The following is a 13,372-nucleotide window of genomic DNA, read 5'->3' on the forward strand; positions in this document are numbered from 1 at the left end:
GCAGATCCAGGGGCCGTGGGGGTGAGTCCCTCACCCGTCAGGCGTACAGCTCCCGCAGCCGTACCGAGAGGCAGGTCACACAGCCCTCGAGCTTCTCGAACTCGCTGATGTCCACGGTGACCACCTCGAAGCCGAGATCGGTGAGCAGGTCCGCGGTGCGCGGCGCGCTCGCGGCCATCAGCAGCGTGGAGCCGCCCAGCAGCACCACGTGCGCGCCGGACTCCTCCGGCACCGGCAAGAAGCGCGGGAACAGCGCCGGCCGGTCCACCTTCGGGATGTGCCCGATCACCGTGCCGTCCGGCAGCGCGGTCACCGCCGACTTCAGGTGCAGCACCTTGCTCACCGGTACGGCGACGACCCGCGCGCCCAGCGGCTCGAAGGCCGCCCGCAGCTGCTGCACTCCGGCGGCGTTGGTGCGTCCGCCGCGGCCCACGTAGATCGTGTCGTCGATCTTGAGGACGTCACCGCCGTCCAGCGTGCCCGGCTCCCAGATCCAGTTCACCGAGCAGCCGAGCCGCGCGACGGCCTCCTCCACGCCGGCGGTCTCCTCGCGCCGGGACTCGGCGCCCGGGCGGGTGATCAGCGCGACGTTCTTGTACATGACGACCGTGTCCTCCACGAACACGGAGTCGGGGCAGTCGTCGGCCGGGTCGACCTCGATCGTCTCCCAGCCGTGCGCGCGCAGGGCGGCCACGTAGGCCTCCCACTGCCCGACCGCCAGCTCGAGGTCGACCTTCTCGCGCTCGATGTGCGTCACCAGACCTTCGGGGAGGCGCGGGCTGGGGCGGCGGACGAGGGCCTTCTTGCTGGGCACGAGCGTGGTCTCCGTATCGGCGGGGTGGTTCTGCCGGGCCATGATGCGGCACCGGTCCGCCATGATGCAGGTCGGGGCGCACTCGGCGAAACCCCGGGTGGAGCGGGGTTACCAGGGCGTAACCCCCACCGCGCGGGCGCCGCCACCGCCGCCCGGCCCCACGGTGCCGGGCCGGCGCTCAGCCCACCGCCGCGCGCAGATGCTCCGCCGTGACCGAGTGCCGGTCGGCCAGCAGGTCCCGCGGCGTCCCCTCGAACACCACTCGGCCGCCGTCCCGCCCCCCGTCCGGGCCCAGGTCGATCACCCAGTCGGCGTGGGCCACCATGTCCAGGTCGTGTTCGACCACCACGACCGTGTTGCCGCCGTCCACCAGCCGGTCCAGCAGCGCGAGCAGGCCGTCGACGTCCGCCATGTGCAGGCCGGTCGTCGGCTCGTCCAGCACGTACACCGCGCCCGTCCGGTGCAGCCGGGTCGCGAGCTTCAGCCGCTGCCGCTCACCGCCGGACAGCGTGGACAGGGGCTGGCCGAGGGCGAGGTAGGTGAGCCCGACGTCCCGCAGGGCGCGCAGCCGCCGCCGCAGCCCGGCGTCCGAGAAGAAGCCCAGGGCCTGCTCGGCCGTCATCTCCAGGACGTCGGCGATGGACCGCCCGTCCACCGTCAGCCGCAGCACCTCCTCCCGGAAGCGCCGCCCCGCGCAGTCGGGGCAGGTCGTCGTCACCGGGTCCATGAAGGCGAGGTCCGTGTACGTCACGCCCCGCCCCTCGCACGTCGGGCAGGCACCGGAGGAGTTGAAGCTGAACAGGCCCGGCTCGCCGCCGGTCGCGCGCGCGAAGATCCGCCGTACGGTGTCCATCACTCCCAGATAGGTCGCCGGCGTGGAGCGCGCGGAGATGCCGATCGACGACTGGTCGACGACCACGGCGTCCGGATGGGCCGTCGTGAACTCCGCGACCAGCGTCGACTTCCCCGACCCGGCGACCCCGGTGACCGCGGTCAGCACCCCGGTCGGGAACTCCACCGTCACCTCCCGCAGGTTGTGCCGGCGCGCGCCCTTCACCCACAGCCCGCCGTCCGCGCGCCGCACCCGCTCCTTGAGCGCCGTGCGGCGGCGCAGACAGCGCCCGGTCCGCGTCCCGGAGGCGGCGAGCGCCCGGGGCGTGCCCTCGAACACCACGCGCCCGCCGTCCGCGCCGGCGCCGGGCCCCATGTCGACGACGTGGTCGGCCAGCGCGATCACGTCCCGGTCGTGCTCGACGACCAGCACCGTGTTGCCCTTGTCCCGCAGCCGCAGCAGCAGGTCGCCGAGGCGGGAGACGTCCCGCGGGTGCAGTCCGACGCTGGGCTCGTCGAAGATGTACGTCATGCCGGTCAGGCTGGAGCCCAGGTGCCGTACGGTCTTCAGCCGCTGGCCCTCGCCCCCGGACAGCGTCGCGGTCTCCCGGTCGAGGCTGAGGTAGCCCAGGCCGATCGCCTCGATGCGCTCCAGCGCCGTGACGGCGGCCCCCGCGATCGGCGCGGCGAGCGGATCGTCGTCCAGCTCCCTCAGGACGGCGATCAGATCGCTCACCTGCATCGCCGCGCAGTCGGCGATGGACAGCCCGCGGATCCGCGTGGCCAGCGCCGCCTCGTTGAGCCGGGCGCCCGCGCAGCGCGGGCAGGTGTCCTCGGTGAGGAAGCGCTGCACCGTCTCGCGGGTACGGGCGCTGAGGGCGGACAGGTCCCGGTTCAGGTAGAGCCGCTCGAAGCGGTCGGCCAGCCCCTCGTAGTCGATGGCGCGCGATCCGCCGGTGTTGTCGACGTGCACGCGCGTGCCGCGCCCCCGCAGCAGGAACTCCCGCTCGGCGTCGGTGAACTCGCCGACCGGCTTGTGCACGTCCAGGTCGGTGGTGCGGGTGTACGTCTGCCCCTGCCAGGTGCCCACGGCGAACGGCGGGAAGAGGATCGCCCCGCCGGCGAGGGAGCGGGCCGGGTCGAGGATGCGGTCCCAGTCGGGCCGGACCGTGCGGCCCAGCCCGTGGCACTCGGGGCACATCCCGGACGGGTCGTTGAAGGAGTACGCCGTCGCCTCCCCGGCGCTCGGGCTGCCGCACCGGGAGAACAGCACCCGCAGCACCGCGTACACGTCGGTCATCGTGCCGACCGTGGAGCGGGAGTGCCCGCCGACCGGCCGCTGGTCGACCACGATCGCCGGCGACAGGTCCTCCATGGCGTCCGCGCGCGGCCGTTCGTACTTGGGCAGCCGGTTGCGCACGAACCACGTGAAGGTCTCGTTCAGCTGGCGCTGCGACTCGACGGCGATGGTGTCGAAGACGACCGACGACTTGCCCGAGCCCGAAAGGCCGGTGAACACGGTCAGCCGGCCTTTCGGGATGCGGAGGGTGACGTCCTTGAGGTTGTTCTCCCTGGCTCCGGTGAGGGTGATGTAGTCGCGCATGCCCCCGACGCTAGGCGGGATACCCGACAGCTTCTGGCGTGATTTCCTTCAGTTCCCCGTCGAGCAGCAGCCAGCGCGTGATGCCGAGGGACTGCAGGAACGGCAGGTCGTGGCTGGCCACCAGCAGCGCGCCCTCGTAGGACTCCAGGGCCGTGGTGAGCTGGCGCACGCTCGCCATGTCGAGGTTGTTCGTCGGCTCGTCCAGCATCAGCAGCTGCGGGGCGGGCTCGGCGAGCATCAGCGCGGCCAGGGCCGCCCGGAACCGCTCGCCGCCGGAGAGCGTGGCCGCCCTCTGGTCGGCGCGGGCGCCCCGGAACAGGAAGCGGGCCAGCTGCGCCCGGATCCGGTTGTTGGTGGCGCCCGGCGCGAACCGGGCCACGTTCTCGGCGACGGTCAGCTCGTCGTCGAGCACGTCGAGGCGCTGCGGCAGGAACCGCAGCGGGACGTGCACCGTCGCCTCGCCCGCCACCGGCGCCAGCTCACCGGCGATCGTGCGCAGCAGCGTGGTCTTGCCCGCGCCGTTGCGCCCGATCAGCGCGATCCGCTCGGGGCCGTACAGATCGAAGCCGCCCCCGACGCGCGCCCCGTGGGCGATTTCGAGGTCCCGCAGCGTGAGCACGCCACGGCCGGCGGGGACGGCGGTGTACGGCAGGTCGACACGGATCTCGTCGTCGTCCCGTACGGCCTCCGCCGCGTCGTCGAGCCGTTCCCTGGCCTCGGCGAGCCTCTCCTCGTGCAGGATGCGGTGCTTGCCCGCGGACTCCTGTGCCGCGCGCTTGCGTGCGCCCATGACGATCTTCGGCTCGCGTTTGTTGTCCCACATCTTCTGCCCGTACCGCTTGCGGCGGGCCAGCTTGACCTGGGCGTCGGCCAGTTCGCGTTTCTGCTTGCGCAGATCGGCCTCCGCCACGCGCAGCATGCGCTCGGCGGCCTCCTGCTCCACGGCCAGTGCCTCCTCGTAGGCGGTGAAGTTGCCGCCGTACCAGGTGATCTCCCCGCCGCGCAGGTCGGCGATCCGGTCGACCCGTTCCAGCAGTTCGCGGTCGTGGCTGACCACGACCGTCACGCCGGGCCAGGACTCCACGGCCGCGTACAGCCGGCGGCGGGCGTACAGGTCGAGGTTGTTGGTGGGCTCGTCCAGCAGCAGCACCTCCGGGCGGCGCAGCAGCAGCGCGGCCAGCCGCAGCAGCACGGACTCGCCGCCCGACACCTCGCCGACGGTGCGGTCCAGGGCGAGATGGCCGAGGCCGAGTTCGCCAAGGGTGGCGAGCGCGCGCTCCTCGACGTCCCAGTCGTCGCCGAGGGTCTCGAAGTGCTCCTCGGCGGCGTCGCCCGCCTCGATGGCGTGCAGCGCGGCCCGCCGGGCGGCGATGCCGAGCGCCTCGTCGACGCGCAGGGTGGTGTCGAGGGTGACGTTCTGCGGCAGGTAGCCGATCTCGCCGGTGGCGCGCACGGTGCCGTCGGACGGGGTCAGTTCGCCGGCGATCAGCTTCAACAGGGTCGATTTGCCGGACCCGTTGACGCCGACGAGCCCGGTGCGGCCGGGACCGAACGCGGCGTCGAGGCCGTCGAGGACGACCGTGCCGTCGGGCCAGGCGAAGGACAGGGCGGTACAGGTGAGGGAAGCGGACATGAAGGCCTCGCGGTTGCTCGATGTGAGACGGGGGGCAAACGCGTGTCGAGACACCGCGAGACGGCAACCGCAGAGGGTCCGGTGAGGCACGGGGGAGCGAAAAAACGAAGCCCTGCGCCGGGGGACGGCTCGTATGCCGAGGTCGCACGCAACGCACACCTGACGGGTGTGACGCGGTGTCTCAGGACCTCAGACGAGCAACGTCCTTCTCCAATCGACGGCAACAGGACCGCTGTACAGCGTACGAGGGGGCTGGGGGACTGTCAACGAATTAACGGCGGACGCGGCAGGGACCGGGCCGGGAGCGGCCGGCGCGGCGCGCACGGGCGACGGGTCCGCACCCGGGCGCGGACAGCGGGGCACCCATTCACGCGCGGACGGCGTGGACGACCCTTACACCCGGACGGCGTGGGCGTACTGGCGCACGGACGGCGGGCGTGGACGCACTCACGCGCGGACGGCGTGCACGCACCCCCACGCGCGCGGGGCGCCTAGCAGGCGTCCCGCATCAGCTCGGCCAGGCCGTGGTCCATGTCGAGCTGCAGGTGCTCCAGGCCCACCGGCACCAGTGCGCACGTGGCCCGCAGGAAGCGCTGTATCTCGCCGGTGCGGACATGGATGACGGCCGTGCCCTCGGGGGCGTGGAACTCCAGGACCGTCCGGTCGAAGCCGTACGGCCGCACCCGGACGTCGCCGTGGCCCTGCGGGCTCTCCAGACCGTCCGCGAGCAGCTCACGGGCGAAGGTCCAGCACACCTCCACGCCCTCCAGGGTGGCCGGCGCGGGGAAGCTCATACGGACCGCGAACGGATCCCGGCGGTCGTAGTGCAGCGTGGCGGGGATGTTCGGCATCCGGGGCGCGGCGGCGACGAGACGCGCCTGGACGGGCTGCTCGATGACGGTGGACAACGCCTTGCTCCCTTGTGACGGCGGGACGGACGGAGGGCGGATGAGGCCGGTCACAGGAAGAGACGTCGGAACCGGCCGATCCGTGCACACACAAAGCGAGTGACCTCTGTCACCGCGTTCATGCACGGCGACGGCCGCCGCTTCGCCCCCCGTGTCGCGGCCACTTGGGGCGCGGGGCGCTCTGGACGGCACCCGGGCCTTCGGCTAGCTTCGCCCGCCATGACGACCATGGGGCGCAGGGGACGCAAGGGCAGCAGAGTGGCGGCGGGAGTGCTGTGCGGGGTGGCGCTGGCCGCCCTGACCGCCGTACCGGCCGAGGCAGGCGACGGCGGGCAGCGGGCGCAGCCGGCGCCGCACTGGGCGGTCAAGGACACCGGCGCGCCCACCGTCCGCTTCCGCGGGCTGGCCGCCGTCGACCGGGACACGGCCTGGCTGGCCGGCACCCAGGGGACCGTGCTGCGCACCACCGACGGCGGCGCGACCTGGCGGAACGTCTCCCCGCCGGGCGCGGGCGCGCTGCAGTTCCGGGACGTCGAGGCGTTCGACGCGCGCCGGGCGGTGGTGCTCGCCATCGGCGAGGGCGAGGACTCGCGGGTGTACCGCACCGAGGACGGCGGCCGCACCTGGACGGAGTCCTTCCGCAACACCGACCCGAAGGCGTTCTACGACTGCATGGCCTTCTTCGACCGGCGGCACGGTCTGGCGATGAGCGACCCGGTCGACGGGCGGTTCCGCATCCTGTCCACGAGCGACGGCGGCCGCTCCTGGACGGTGCTGCCGTCACGCGGCATGCCCGCCGCGCTCGACGGCGAGGCGGGCTTCGCCGCGAGCGGCCAGTGCCTGGTCACCTCCGGGCCGAAGGACGTCTGGCTGGCCACCGGGGGAGGCGCTCACGCGCGCGTGCTGCACTCCGCGGACCGCGGCCGCACCTGGACGGCCTCCGAGGCGCCGGTCCCGGCCGGCGACCCGGCCCGCGGCGTCTTCGCGCTAGCCTTCCGCGACCGCGCCCACGGACTCGCCGTCGGCGGCGACTACCGCCCCGGCGAGCCCTCGCCGCTCGCCGCCGCGGTGAGCTCCGACGGCGGCCGCACCTGGCGCCCGGCGGACCGCCCGCCGCCCGCCTACCGCTCCGGGGCCGCCTGGCTCCCGCACAGCCGCGGCACCGCGCTCGCCGTCGGTCCCACGGGCACCGACCTGACCACGGACGGCGGCCGCACCTGGCGCACCGTCGACACCGGCTCCTACGACACCGTGGACTGTACGGCGGACCGGGCCTGTTGGGCCGCGGGCGAGCAGGGCCGTGTGGCCCGCATGGAGCCCTGAAACAGGCCCCGCAGGTCGGATTCGGGTGCAATGGGGGTACTCGGGGACCGCAGCCGGAAGGAAGTGAACGCAGATGCCACGCGGTTCCAGCCCCAAGCGGGAACGCCAGTACGAGCACATCAAGGAGAGCGCCGAGAAACGCGGCGCGAGCACCGGGCGCGCCAAGGAGATGGCGGCCCGGACGGTCAACAAGGAACGCGCTCGCTCCGGCGAGTCGAAGACGGCGAGCCGCACCTCCACCCAGGACATGTCGTCCGGGAAGAGGGGCGGCCAGCGCTCCGGGAAGGGCTCCCAGGGCCCGACCTACGACCAGCTGTACGAGGAGGCCAAGCGCCGGGACATCTCCGGCCGTTCGAACATGAACAAGAGCGAGTTGCAGCGCGCCCTCGGCAAGTGAGCCGGTCGCTCAGCCGAGGGTCTCGCGGTGGCGCTCCAGCTCGGGCGCCGTCTTGGTGGCGACGAACTCGGTGATGCGGTACTCGCAGACGCCCGCGGCGACGAAGGGGTCGCTCGCGGCGATCGCCTCGATGCGCGCGCGGTCCCCCGCGACGGCGATGATCACCCCGCCGTCGCGGGGTTCCTTGCGTCCGGAGGCCAGGAAGTGGCCCTGGGCGTACTGCTCTTCCAGCCACCCGACGTGGTCCTTCAGGACGGCGTCGACGGCCTCGAGCGGGGCGGTGTAGGTCAGCTCCATCACGAACATGATCAGGAGCGTACGCGGGGTCCGCCGGCGCGTCGTAGGCTCGGGCCATCATGACGACCGTACGCATCCCCGCGGGCTGGCCCGCGACCGAGGAAGAGGCCCGGGCCGTCCAGGACGAACTGCGGGCGCGCGTGGTGCTCGACGAGCCCGGCCCCGAGCCCGGCACCGGCCGGGTGACCGGCGTCGACGTGGCCTACGACGACGACCGCGACCTCGTCGCCGCCGCGGCCGTGGTGCTGGACGCCGCGAGCCTCGACGTCGTCGCCGAGGCCACCGCCGTCGGCCGGGTCTCCTTCCCGTACGTGCCCGGGCTGCTGGCCTTCCGCGAGATCCCGACGGTGCTGGCCGCGCTCGACGCGCTGCCCTGCGCGCCGGGTCTGGTCGTCTGCGACGGCTACGGCCTCGCCCACCCCCGGCGCTTCGGGCTGGCCAGCCACCTCGGAGTGCTCACCGGGCTGCCCACCATCGGCGTCGCCAAGAACCCGTTCACCTTCACCTACGACGCGCCGGACGCGCCCCGCGGCTCCTCCTCCCCGCTGCTGGCCGGCGAGGAGGAGGTCGGGCGGGCGCTGCGCACCCGCGACGGTGTCAAACCGGTCTTCGTGTCCGTGGGCCACCGGGTGAGCCTGGCCGGGGCCTGCGCCCACACGCTGGCGCTGACGCCGGCCTACCGGCTGCCGGAGACGACCCGCCGGGCCGACGCGCTGTGCCGCCGGGCGCTTCAGGAGGCGACGACCCGCCAGGCACCCACCTCCTTGTAGTCCGCGTCGTACACGGCCGCCCCGTCGCCGGGCTCCAGCGGGTAGTGCCGGACGTTCCCGGCCCAGTACCGCAGGATGCGGCCGAGCTCCCGCGCCTTGTCCTCGCTGCTCGCCGCCTCGTCCAGGGTGATGTCGAGAAGGAACTTCATGCCTTCCATCGTTTCATTGACGTGCCCGGTGAGACTTTGCACGACGGCGGGCAGGCGGGCCGGGCATGATGACGGTGAAAGTCTCAAACGGGGTGCACACACGGACGCACGCGCGCGTGCGTGCTCGGCACGCGCCTCCCGCAGGTGTGATGAGTACGGGTACTGAGTACGCGTACGGATGTGGCGCGGGCCGGCGGCCGGAAGGCTGGCCGCATGACGACACATCGCGCCGCCAAGCCCCTCACCGACCCCGCCCGGCCCGTCGAGCGCGCCGTGAACGCGGCGCTCGTCCTCGCCGTGCTCGCCGGACTGGCCTGGATCGGCGGGATGGTCTACACGCTGGTGTCCTGGCCGTTCTAGGGAGACACCCCCCAAGGGGCGGCGCCGCTGCGGCCCGCGCTGTGCGGCGTCCGCGCCGCCGCTGCGCCTCAGCGGCGGGCCGCGACCCGGAAGCCGATGCCCGCCGCCCGCAGCCGCTCGGTCAGGGCCTCGCCCATGGCCACGGCCGTGGTGACCTGCCCGGAGGTCTCCGGCAGGGCGTCCAGCGCCAGGGACTGGGCCGCCTCGGCGAAGATCTTCGCCGTCTCGCCGTAGCCGGGGTCGCCGCCCGAGACCTCGGTGAAGACGCGCCGGCCGCCGCCCTCGCCGACGAAGCGCACCCTGAACCAGCTGCGCGCCCGCTTCTCGGCGCTCGGCCCCTCCCCGGGGCGGACCCGCTCGGACAACCAGCGCCGCGCGGGCGGCACTTGGGAGGCCACCGCGAGGGCGCCCACGGCGGCGATCCCGCCGGCCGCGACCGGCAGCCGGCGCACGGCCGCGTAATGGCGGTAGCGGAAGTCGGGCCCGTAGCGGTCCAGGGAGCGCGCAGAACGCTGCACGACCTGCGGGTCGATCGTGGGCAGCGGCAGCGCCCAGGCGCCGATCTCGGGGGCGTAGCGCGGCGCGCCGATCGGGGCCGTCGCACGGCGGCCCACCAGCCGCGGTTCGTGCCGGGCGCGGTCCCGGGCCGCGGCCAGCATCTGCCGTCCGCGCGCGAACTGGCCCAGCGCCGAGGCGAGGGTGCCACCGGAGAAGGCCGCGTCGACGGAGACGAAGCCGTCCACGGTCAGCGGCACGTCCGGCGGCAACTGCCCCACGGTGAACAGCACGCCGAGATCGTGCGGCACCGAGTCGAAGCCGCACGCGTGCACCAGGCGCGCGCCCGTCTCCCGCGCGCGTGCGTCGTGCCGGACGTACATCAGGTCCACGAACTCCGGCTCGCCGGTGAGGTCCAGATAGTCGGCGCCGGTGTCCGCGCAGGCGGCGACGAGCTGCTCGCCGTAGCGGATGTACGGGCCGACCGTCGTCGCCACCACGCGCGCGTGCTCGGCGAGTGCGCGCAGCGAGGACGCGTCGGCGACGTCCGCACGCAGCACCCCGATCCGCTCGCCGCCGGGCAGCCCCTCGCGCAGCCGCTCCAGCCTCGTCGTGTCGCGTCCGGCTATCGCCCAGCGCAGGTCGTCGGGCGCGTGCGCGGCGAGGTACTCCGCGGTGAGCGTCCCGACGAAGCCGGTGGCTCCGAAGAGCACGAGGTCGTACGGACGGTCCGTCCTGCTCAGCCTGCTCATGACACCCCTCGGTTGCTCGGCAGCCTGCTGGGACACCCGTCGGTGCGCACGGCCGCGCCGCTGTCGGTGGCCGAGGCTAGCGTGAGGAGTGCGCGAGCCGACGACGAGGCCGGAGGTGGCGGATGGCCGTGGCCGGAAACGCCCTGCGGAAGTGGGAGAAAGTGCGCGCATTCGCGCTCTCCCTGCCGGGGGCGGCCGAGGAGTTCCCCTGGGGCGAGACGGTCGCCAAGGCCGGCAAGAAGGTGTTCGCCTTCCTCGGTGCGACCGACGGCGGCCACCCCCTGGCGGTGACCGTCAAGCTCACCGACGAGGCGGCCCACGCCCACGCCCTGACCTGCCCGGGCGCCGAGCCCGCGGGGTACGGCCTGGGCCGGGCCGGCTGGGTGCGCATCCCGCTGGAGGAGAAGGGCGCGCCGGCCGCCGAGCTGCTGTGCGACTGGGTGGAGGAGAGCTACCGCGCCGTCGCGCCCAAGCGACTCGTCGCCGAGCTGGACGCAGGGTGAGGCCCCTGCTGTCCATAATTGGCTAAGCGCTTGCTCGCCCGGGTCTTGTGCCCGGTGGAACCCGTTCTTAGCATCACTGGTGTTACATCAGTAGTGTCACAGCGAGGGGGCTGGATGGCCACGGCAGGGACGACGCCTCGGCACGGGCCGCCGACGACGCCTGGGCACGGGCCGCTGACCGGCGTGCGCGTGGTGGAGCTGGCCGGCATCGGCCCCGGCCCGTTCGCCGCCATGCTCCTGGCCGACCTGGGCGCCGACGTGGTCCGCGTCGACCGCCCCGGCGGCCCCGGCCTCGGCATCGACCCGGCCTACGACGTCACCAACCGCAACAAGCGCTCGGTGGTGATCGACCTCAAGGCCGCCGACGGCCCGGACCGCGTCCTCGCCCTGGCCGCCCGCGCCGACATCCTCGTCGAGGGCTACCGCCCCGGCGTCGCCGAACGCCTCGGCGTCGGCCCGGACGCCTGCCACGCCCGCAACCCCCGCCTGGTCTACGGCCGGATGACCGGCTGGGGCCAGGAGGGCCCGCTCGCCCACCGGGCCGGCCACGACATCGCCTACATCGCCCTCACCGGCACCCTCGGCATGATCGGCGCCCCCGACCAGCCGCCCCCGCCCCCGGCCAACCTGCTCGGCGACTACGCCGGCGGCTCCCTCTACCTGGTCGTCGGCGTCCTCGCCGCGCTGCACCACGCGCGCGTGAGCGGCACCGGCCAGGTCGTCGACGCCGCCATCGTCGACGGCACCGCCCACCTGTCCGCGATGATCCACGGCATGCTCGCGGCCGGCGGTTGGCAGGACCGGCGCGGCGCCAACCTCCTCGACGGCGGCTGCCCCTTCTACGGCACCTACGAGACCGCCGACGGTCGCCACATGGCCGTGGGCGCGCTCGAGCCGCAGTTCTACGACACGTTCGTGGACCTGCTCGGCATCGACGGCGAGCTCCCGGACCGGCACGACGTCGCCCGCTGGGGCGAGCTGCGCGAGGCGGTCGCCACTCGCTTCAAGGCCCGCACCCGGGACGAGTGGACGGCCCTGTTCGAGGGCTCCGACGCCTGCGTGGCGCCCGTCCTCTCGCTCGGCGAGGCCCCGCACCACCCCCACCTGGCCGCCCGCGGCACTTTCGCCGACCACGGCGGCATCACCCAGCCGGCCCCCGCGCCCCGCTTCTCCGCCACCCCGGCCACGATCCGCAGCGGCCCCGCACAGCCCGGCGCCGACACCGACGACGTGGCCCGCGACTGGGACGTACCCGAACTGCTGCGGCCGCCGTCCACCGACCCCCAGCCGTCCTCCCACCCTCAGCGAAAGGCCTCCTCGTGAGCACCGAAGCGTACGTGTACGACGCGATCCGCACCCCGCGCGGACGCGGCAAGGTCAACGGCTCCCTGCACGGCACGAAGCCCGTCGACCTGGTCGTCGGCCTCATCCACGAGATCCGCGCCCGTTTCCCGGGCCTGGACCCCGCGGCGGTCGACGACATCGTGCTCGGCGTGGTCGGCCCGGTCGGCGACCAGGGCTCCGACATCGCGCGGATCGCCGCGATCGCCGCCGGCCTGCCCGACACGGTCGCCGGCGTCCAGGAGAACCGCTTCTGTGCCTCCGGCCTGGAGGCCGTCAACCTGGCCGCGGCCAAGGTCCGTTCCGGCTGGGAGGACCTGGTCCTCGCGGGCGGCGTGGAGTCGATGTCCCGGGTGCCGATGGCCTCCGACGGCGGCGCCTGGTTCAACGACCCGATGACCAACCTCGCCACCAACTTCGTGCCGCAGGGCATCGGCGCGGACCTCATCGCCACCATCGAGGGCTTCACCCGCCGCGACGTCGACGAGTACGCGGCCCTGTCCCAGGAGCGCGCGGCCACCGCCTGGAAGGAGGGCCGCTTCGAGCGCTCCGTCGTGCCCGTGAGGGACCGCAGCGGCCTCGTCGTCCTCGACCACGACGAGCACCTGCGCCCCGGCACCACCGCCGACTCCCTCGCCAAGCTCAAGCCGTCCTTCGCGGACATCGGCGAACTCGGCGGCTTCGACGCGGTCGCGCTGCAGAAGTACCACTGGGTGGAGAAGATCGACCACGTCCACCACGCCGGCAACTCCTCCGGCATCGTCGACGGCGCCTCCCTGGTCGCCATCGGCTCGAAGGAGGTCGGCGAGCGCCACGGCCTCACCCCGCGCGCCCGCATCGTCTCCGCCGCCGTGTCCGGCTCCGAGCCCACCATCATGCTCACCGGCCCCGCCCCGGCCACCCGCAAGGCGCTCGCCAAGGCCGGCCTCACCATCGACGACATCGACCTCGTCGAGATCAACGAGGCGTTCGCGGCGGTCGTGCTGCGCTTCGTGAAGGACATGGGCCTGTCCCTGGACAAGGTCAACGTCAACGGCGGCGCCATCGCGCTGGGCCACCCGCTCGGCGCGACCGGCGCCATGATCCTCGGCACCCTCGTCGACGAACTGGAGCGCCAGGACAAGCGCTACGGCCTCGCCACCCTGTGCGTCGGCGGCGGCATGGGCATCGCCACGATCGTCGAGCGCGTCTGACCT

At 73.7% G+C, this 13,372-nt stretch carries 14 protein-coding genes; 7 read left to right on the forward strand and 7 right to left on the reverse strand.

Annotated elements, in window-relative coordinates; genetic code table 11:
- Positions 1 to 37 precede the first annotated feature (37 nt).
- From ddaH to ACF1AL_RS08355, 4 genes are all read right to left on the reverse strand, one after another.
- Positions 38 to 814, reverse strand: coding sequence for a dimethylargininase (gene ddaH, locus ACF1AL_RS08340; RefSeq protein WP_366835053.1), 777 nt, complete (start codon positions 812 to 814; stop codon positions 38 to 40).
- Between the two features lie 178 nt (positions 815 to 992).
- Positions 993 to 3,248 carry an ATP-binding cassette domain-containing protein gene (locus ACF1AL_RS08345; RefSeq protein WP_391825611.1) on the reverse strand — a complete coding sequence of 752 codons (2,256 nt, stop codon included), beginning with the start codon at positions 3,246 to 3,248 and terminating at the stop codon, positions 993 to 995.
- 10 nt (positions 3,249 to 3,258) lie between these two features.
- Complete coding sequence (locus ACF1AL_RS08350) at positions 3,259 to 4,881, reverse strand: ABC-F family ATP-binding cassette domain-containing protein (protein ID WP_391825612.1); 1,623 nt, start codon at positions 4,879 to 4,881, stop codon at positions 3,259 to 3,261.
- A 491-nt stretch (positions 4,882 to 5,372) separates the two neighbouring features.
- Positions 5,373 to 5,789, reverse strand: a complete 417-nt coding sequence (locus ACF1AL_RS08355; RefSeq protein ID WP_391658242.1) for an SsgA family sporulation/cell division regulator — start codon at positions 5,787 to 5,789, stop codon at positions 5,373 to 5,375.
- 228 nt (positions 5,790 to 6,017) lie between these two features.
- Here ACF1AL_RS08355 and ACF1AL_RS08360 point away from each other — a divergent pair, with 228 nt between their 5' ends.
- Positions 6,018 to 7,112, forward strand: a complete 1,095-nt coding sequence (locus ACF1AL_RS08360; protein WP_391825719.1) for a WD40/YVTN/BNR-like repeat-containing protein — start codon at positions 6,018 to 6,020, stop codon at positions 7,110 to 7,112.
- A 73-nt stretch (positions 7,113 to 7,185) separates the two neighbouring features.
- Positions 7,186 to 7,509 (forward strand): plasmid stabilization protein, encoded by a 324-nt coding sequence (locus ACF1AL_RS08365; protein ID WP_366834764.1) that lies wholly within the window; start codon positions 7,186 to 7,188, stop codon positions 7,507 to 7,509.
- 9 nt (positions 7,510 to 7,518) lie between these two features.
- Here ACF1AL_RS08365 and ACF1AL_RS08370 read toward each other — a convergent pair whose 3' ends face one another.
- Positions 7,519 to 7,815 carry a YciI family protein gene (locus ACF1AL_RS08370; protein ID WP_391825613.1) on the reverse strand — a complete coding sequence of 99 codons (297 nt, stop codon included), beginning with the start codon at positions 7,813 to 7,815 and terminating at the stop codon, positions 7,519 to 7,521.
- Positions 7,816 to 7,865: 50 nt separating this feature from the next.
- On the opposite strand from ACF1AL_RS08370, the gene ACF1AL_RS08375 reads away from it, so the two are divergent.
- The gene (locus ACF1AL_RS08375; RefSeq protein ID WP_391695708.1) at positions 7,866 to 8,576 is read left to right on the forward strand and encodes an endonuclease V; all 711 of its coding nucleotides are present in this window, start codon (positions 7,866 to 7,868) and stop codon (positions 8,574 to 8,576) included.
- Here the strand turns inward: ACF1AL_RS08375 and ACF1AL_RS08380 are convergent.
- Positions 8,537 to 8,725, reverse strand: a complete 189-nt coding sequence (locus ACF1AL_RS08380; protein ID WP_391825614.1) for a hypothetical protein — start codon at positions 8,723 to 8,725, stop codon at positions 8,537 to 8,539. The genes ACF1AL_RS08375 and ACF1AL_RS08380 overlap by 40 nt on opposite strands.
- Before the next feature lie 213 nt (positions 8,726 to 8,938).
- Between ACF1AL_RS08380 and mmpA the strand changes: the two genes are divergently transcribed.
- The gene (mmpA, locus tag ACF1AL_RS08385; protein ID WP_366834768.1) at positions 8,939 to 9,085 is read left to right on the forward strand and encodes a morphogenic membrane protein MmpA; all 147 of its coding nucleotides are present in this window, start codon (positions 8,939 to 8,941) and stop codon (positions 9,083 to 9,085) included.
- A 68-nt stretch (positions 9,086 to 9,153) separates the two neighbouring features.
- Here the strand turns inward: mmpA and ACF1AL_RS08390 are convergent, their stop codons facing one another.
- A complete protein-coding gene (locus ACF1AL_RS08390; RefSeq protein WP_391825615.1) occupies positions 9,154 to 10,332 on the reverse strand; it encodes a saccharopine dehydrogenase family protein in 1,179 nt (392 codons plus the stop codon).
- 122 nt (positions 10,333 to 10,454) lie between these two features.
- On the opposite strand from ACF1AL_RS08390, the gene ACF1AL_RS08395 reads away from it, so the two are divergent.
- The 3 genes from ACF1AL_RS08395 (at position 10,455) to ACF1AL_RS08405 (ending at position 13,369) form a co-directional block, all read left to right on the forward strand.
- Positions 10,455 to 10,835 (forward strand): MmcQ/YjbR family DNA-binding protein, encoded by a 381-nt coding sequence (locus tag ACF1AL_RS08395; RefSeq protein WP_391825616.1) that lies wholly within the window; start codon positions 10,455 to 10,457, stop codon positions 10,833 to 10,835.
- Positions 10,836 to 10,949: 114 nt separating this feature from the next.
- Positions 10,950 to 12,158 carry a CaiB/BaiF CoA transferase family protein gene (locus tag ACF1AL_RS08400; RefSeq protein WP_391825617.1) on the forward strand — a complete coding sequence of 403 codons (1,209 nt, stop codon included), beginning with the start codon at positions 10,950 to 10,952 and terminating at the stop codon, positions 12,156 to 12,158.
- Positions 12,155 to 13,369 carry an acetyl-CoA C-acetyltransferase gene (locus tag ACF1AL_RS08405; protein ID WP_391825618.1) on the forward strand — a complete coding sequence of 405 codons (1,215 nt, stop codon included), beginning with the start codon at positions 12,155 to 12,157 and terminating at the stop codon, positions 13,367 to 13,369. The genes ACF1AL_RS08400 and ACF1AL_RS08405 overlap by 4 nt, the downstream gene beginning before the upstream one ends.
- The last annotated feature ends 3 nt before the right edge of the window (positions 13,370 to 13,372 follow it).

The sequence above is a fragment of the Streptomyces sp. NPDC014801 genome (assembly GCF_043082085.1).
In the GTDB taxonomy this organism is placed as follows: Bacteria; Actinomycetota; Actinomycetes; order Streptomycetales; family Streptomycetaceae; genus Streptomyces.

What these genes read in the sequence shown, in the direction of transcription:
- ACF1AL_RS08345 (WP_391825611.1), bottom strand. Translation starts at nt 3,248, where the DNA reads ATGCGCGACTACATCACCCTCACCGGAGCCAGGGAGAACAACCTCAAG.
- ACF1AL_RS08350 (WP_391825612.1), bottom strand. Translation starts at nt 4,881, where the DNA reads ATGTCCGCTTCCCTCACCTGTACCGCCCTGTCCTTCGCCTGGCCCGAC.
- ACF1AL_RS08360 (WP_391825719.1), top strand. Translation starts at nt 6,018, where the DNA reads ATGGGGCGCAGGGGACGCAAGGGCAGCAGAGTGGCGGCGGGAGTGCTG.
- ACF1AL_RS08365 (WP_366834764.1), top strand. Translation starts at nt 7,186, where the DNA reads ATGCCACGCGGTTCCAGCCCCAAGCGGGAACGCCAGTACGAGCACATC.
- ACF1AL_RS08370 (WP_391825613.1), bottom strand. Translation starts at nt 7,815, where the DNA reads ATGTTCGTGATGGAGCTGACCTACACCGCCCCGCTCGAGGCCGTCGAC.
- ACF1AL_RS08375 (WP_391695708.1), top strand. Translation starts at nt 7,866, where the DNA reads ATGACGACCGTACGCATCCCCGCGGGCTGGCCCGCGACCGAGGAAGAG.
- ACF1AL_RS08380 (WP_391825614.1), bottom strand. Translation starts at nt 8,725, where the DNA reads ATGAAGTTCCTTCTCGACATCACCCTGGACGAGGCGGCGAGCAGCGAG.
- mmpA (WP_366834768.1), top strand. Translation starts at nt 8,939, where the DNA reads ATGACGACACATCGCGCCGCCAAGCCCCTCACCGACCCCGCCCGGCCC.
- ACF1AL_RS08390 (WP_391825615.1), bottom strand. Translation starts at nt 10,332, where the DNA reads ATGAGCAGGCTGAGCAGGACGGACCGTCCGTACGACCTCGTGCTCTTC.
- ACF1AL_RS08395 (WP_391825616.1), top strand. Translation starts at nt 10,455, where the DNA reads ATGGCCGTGGCCGGAAACGCCCTGCGGAAGTGGGAGAAAGTGCGCGCA.
- ACF1AL_RS08400 (WP_391825617.1), top strand. Translation starts at nt 10,950, where the DNA reads ATGGCCACGGCAGGGACGACGCCTCGGCACGGGCCGCCGACGACGCCT.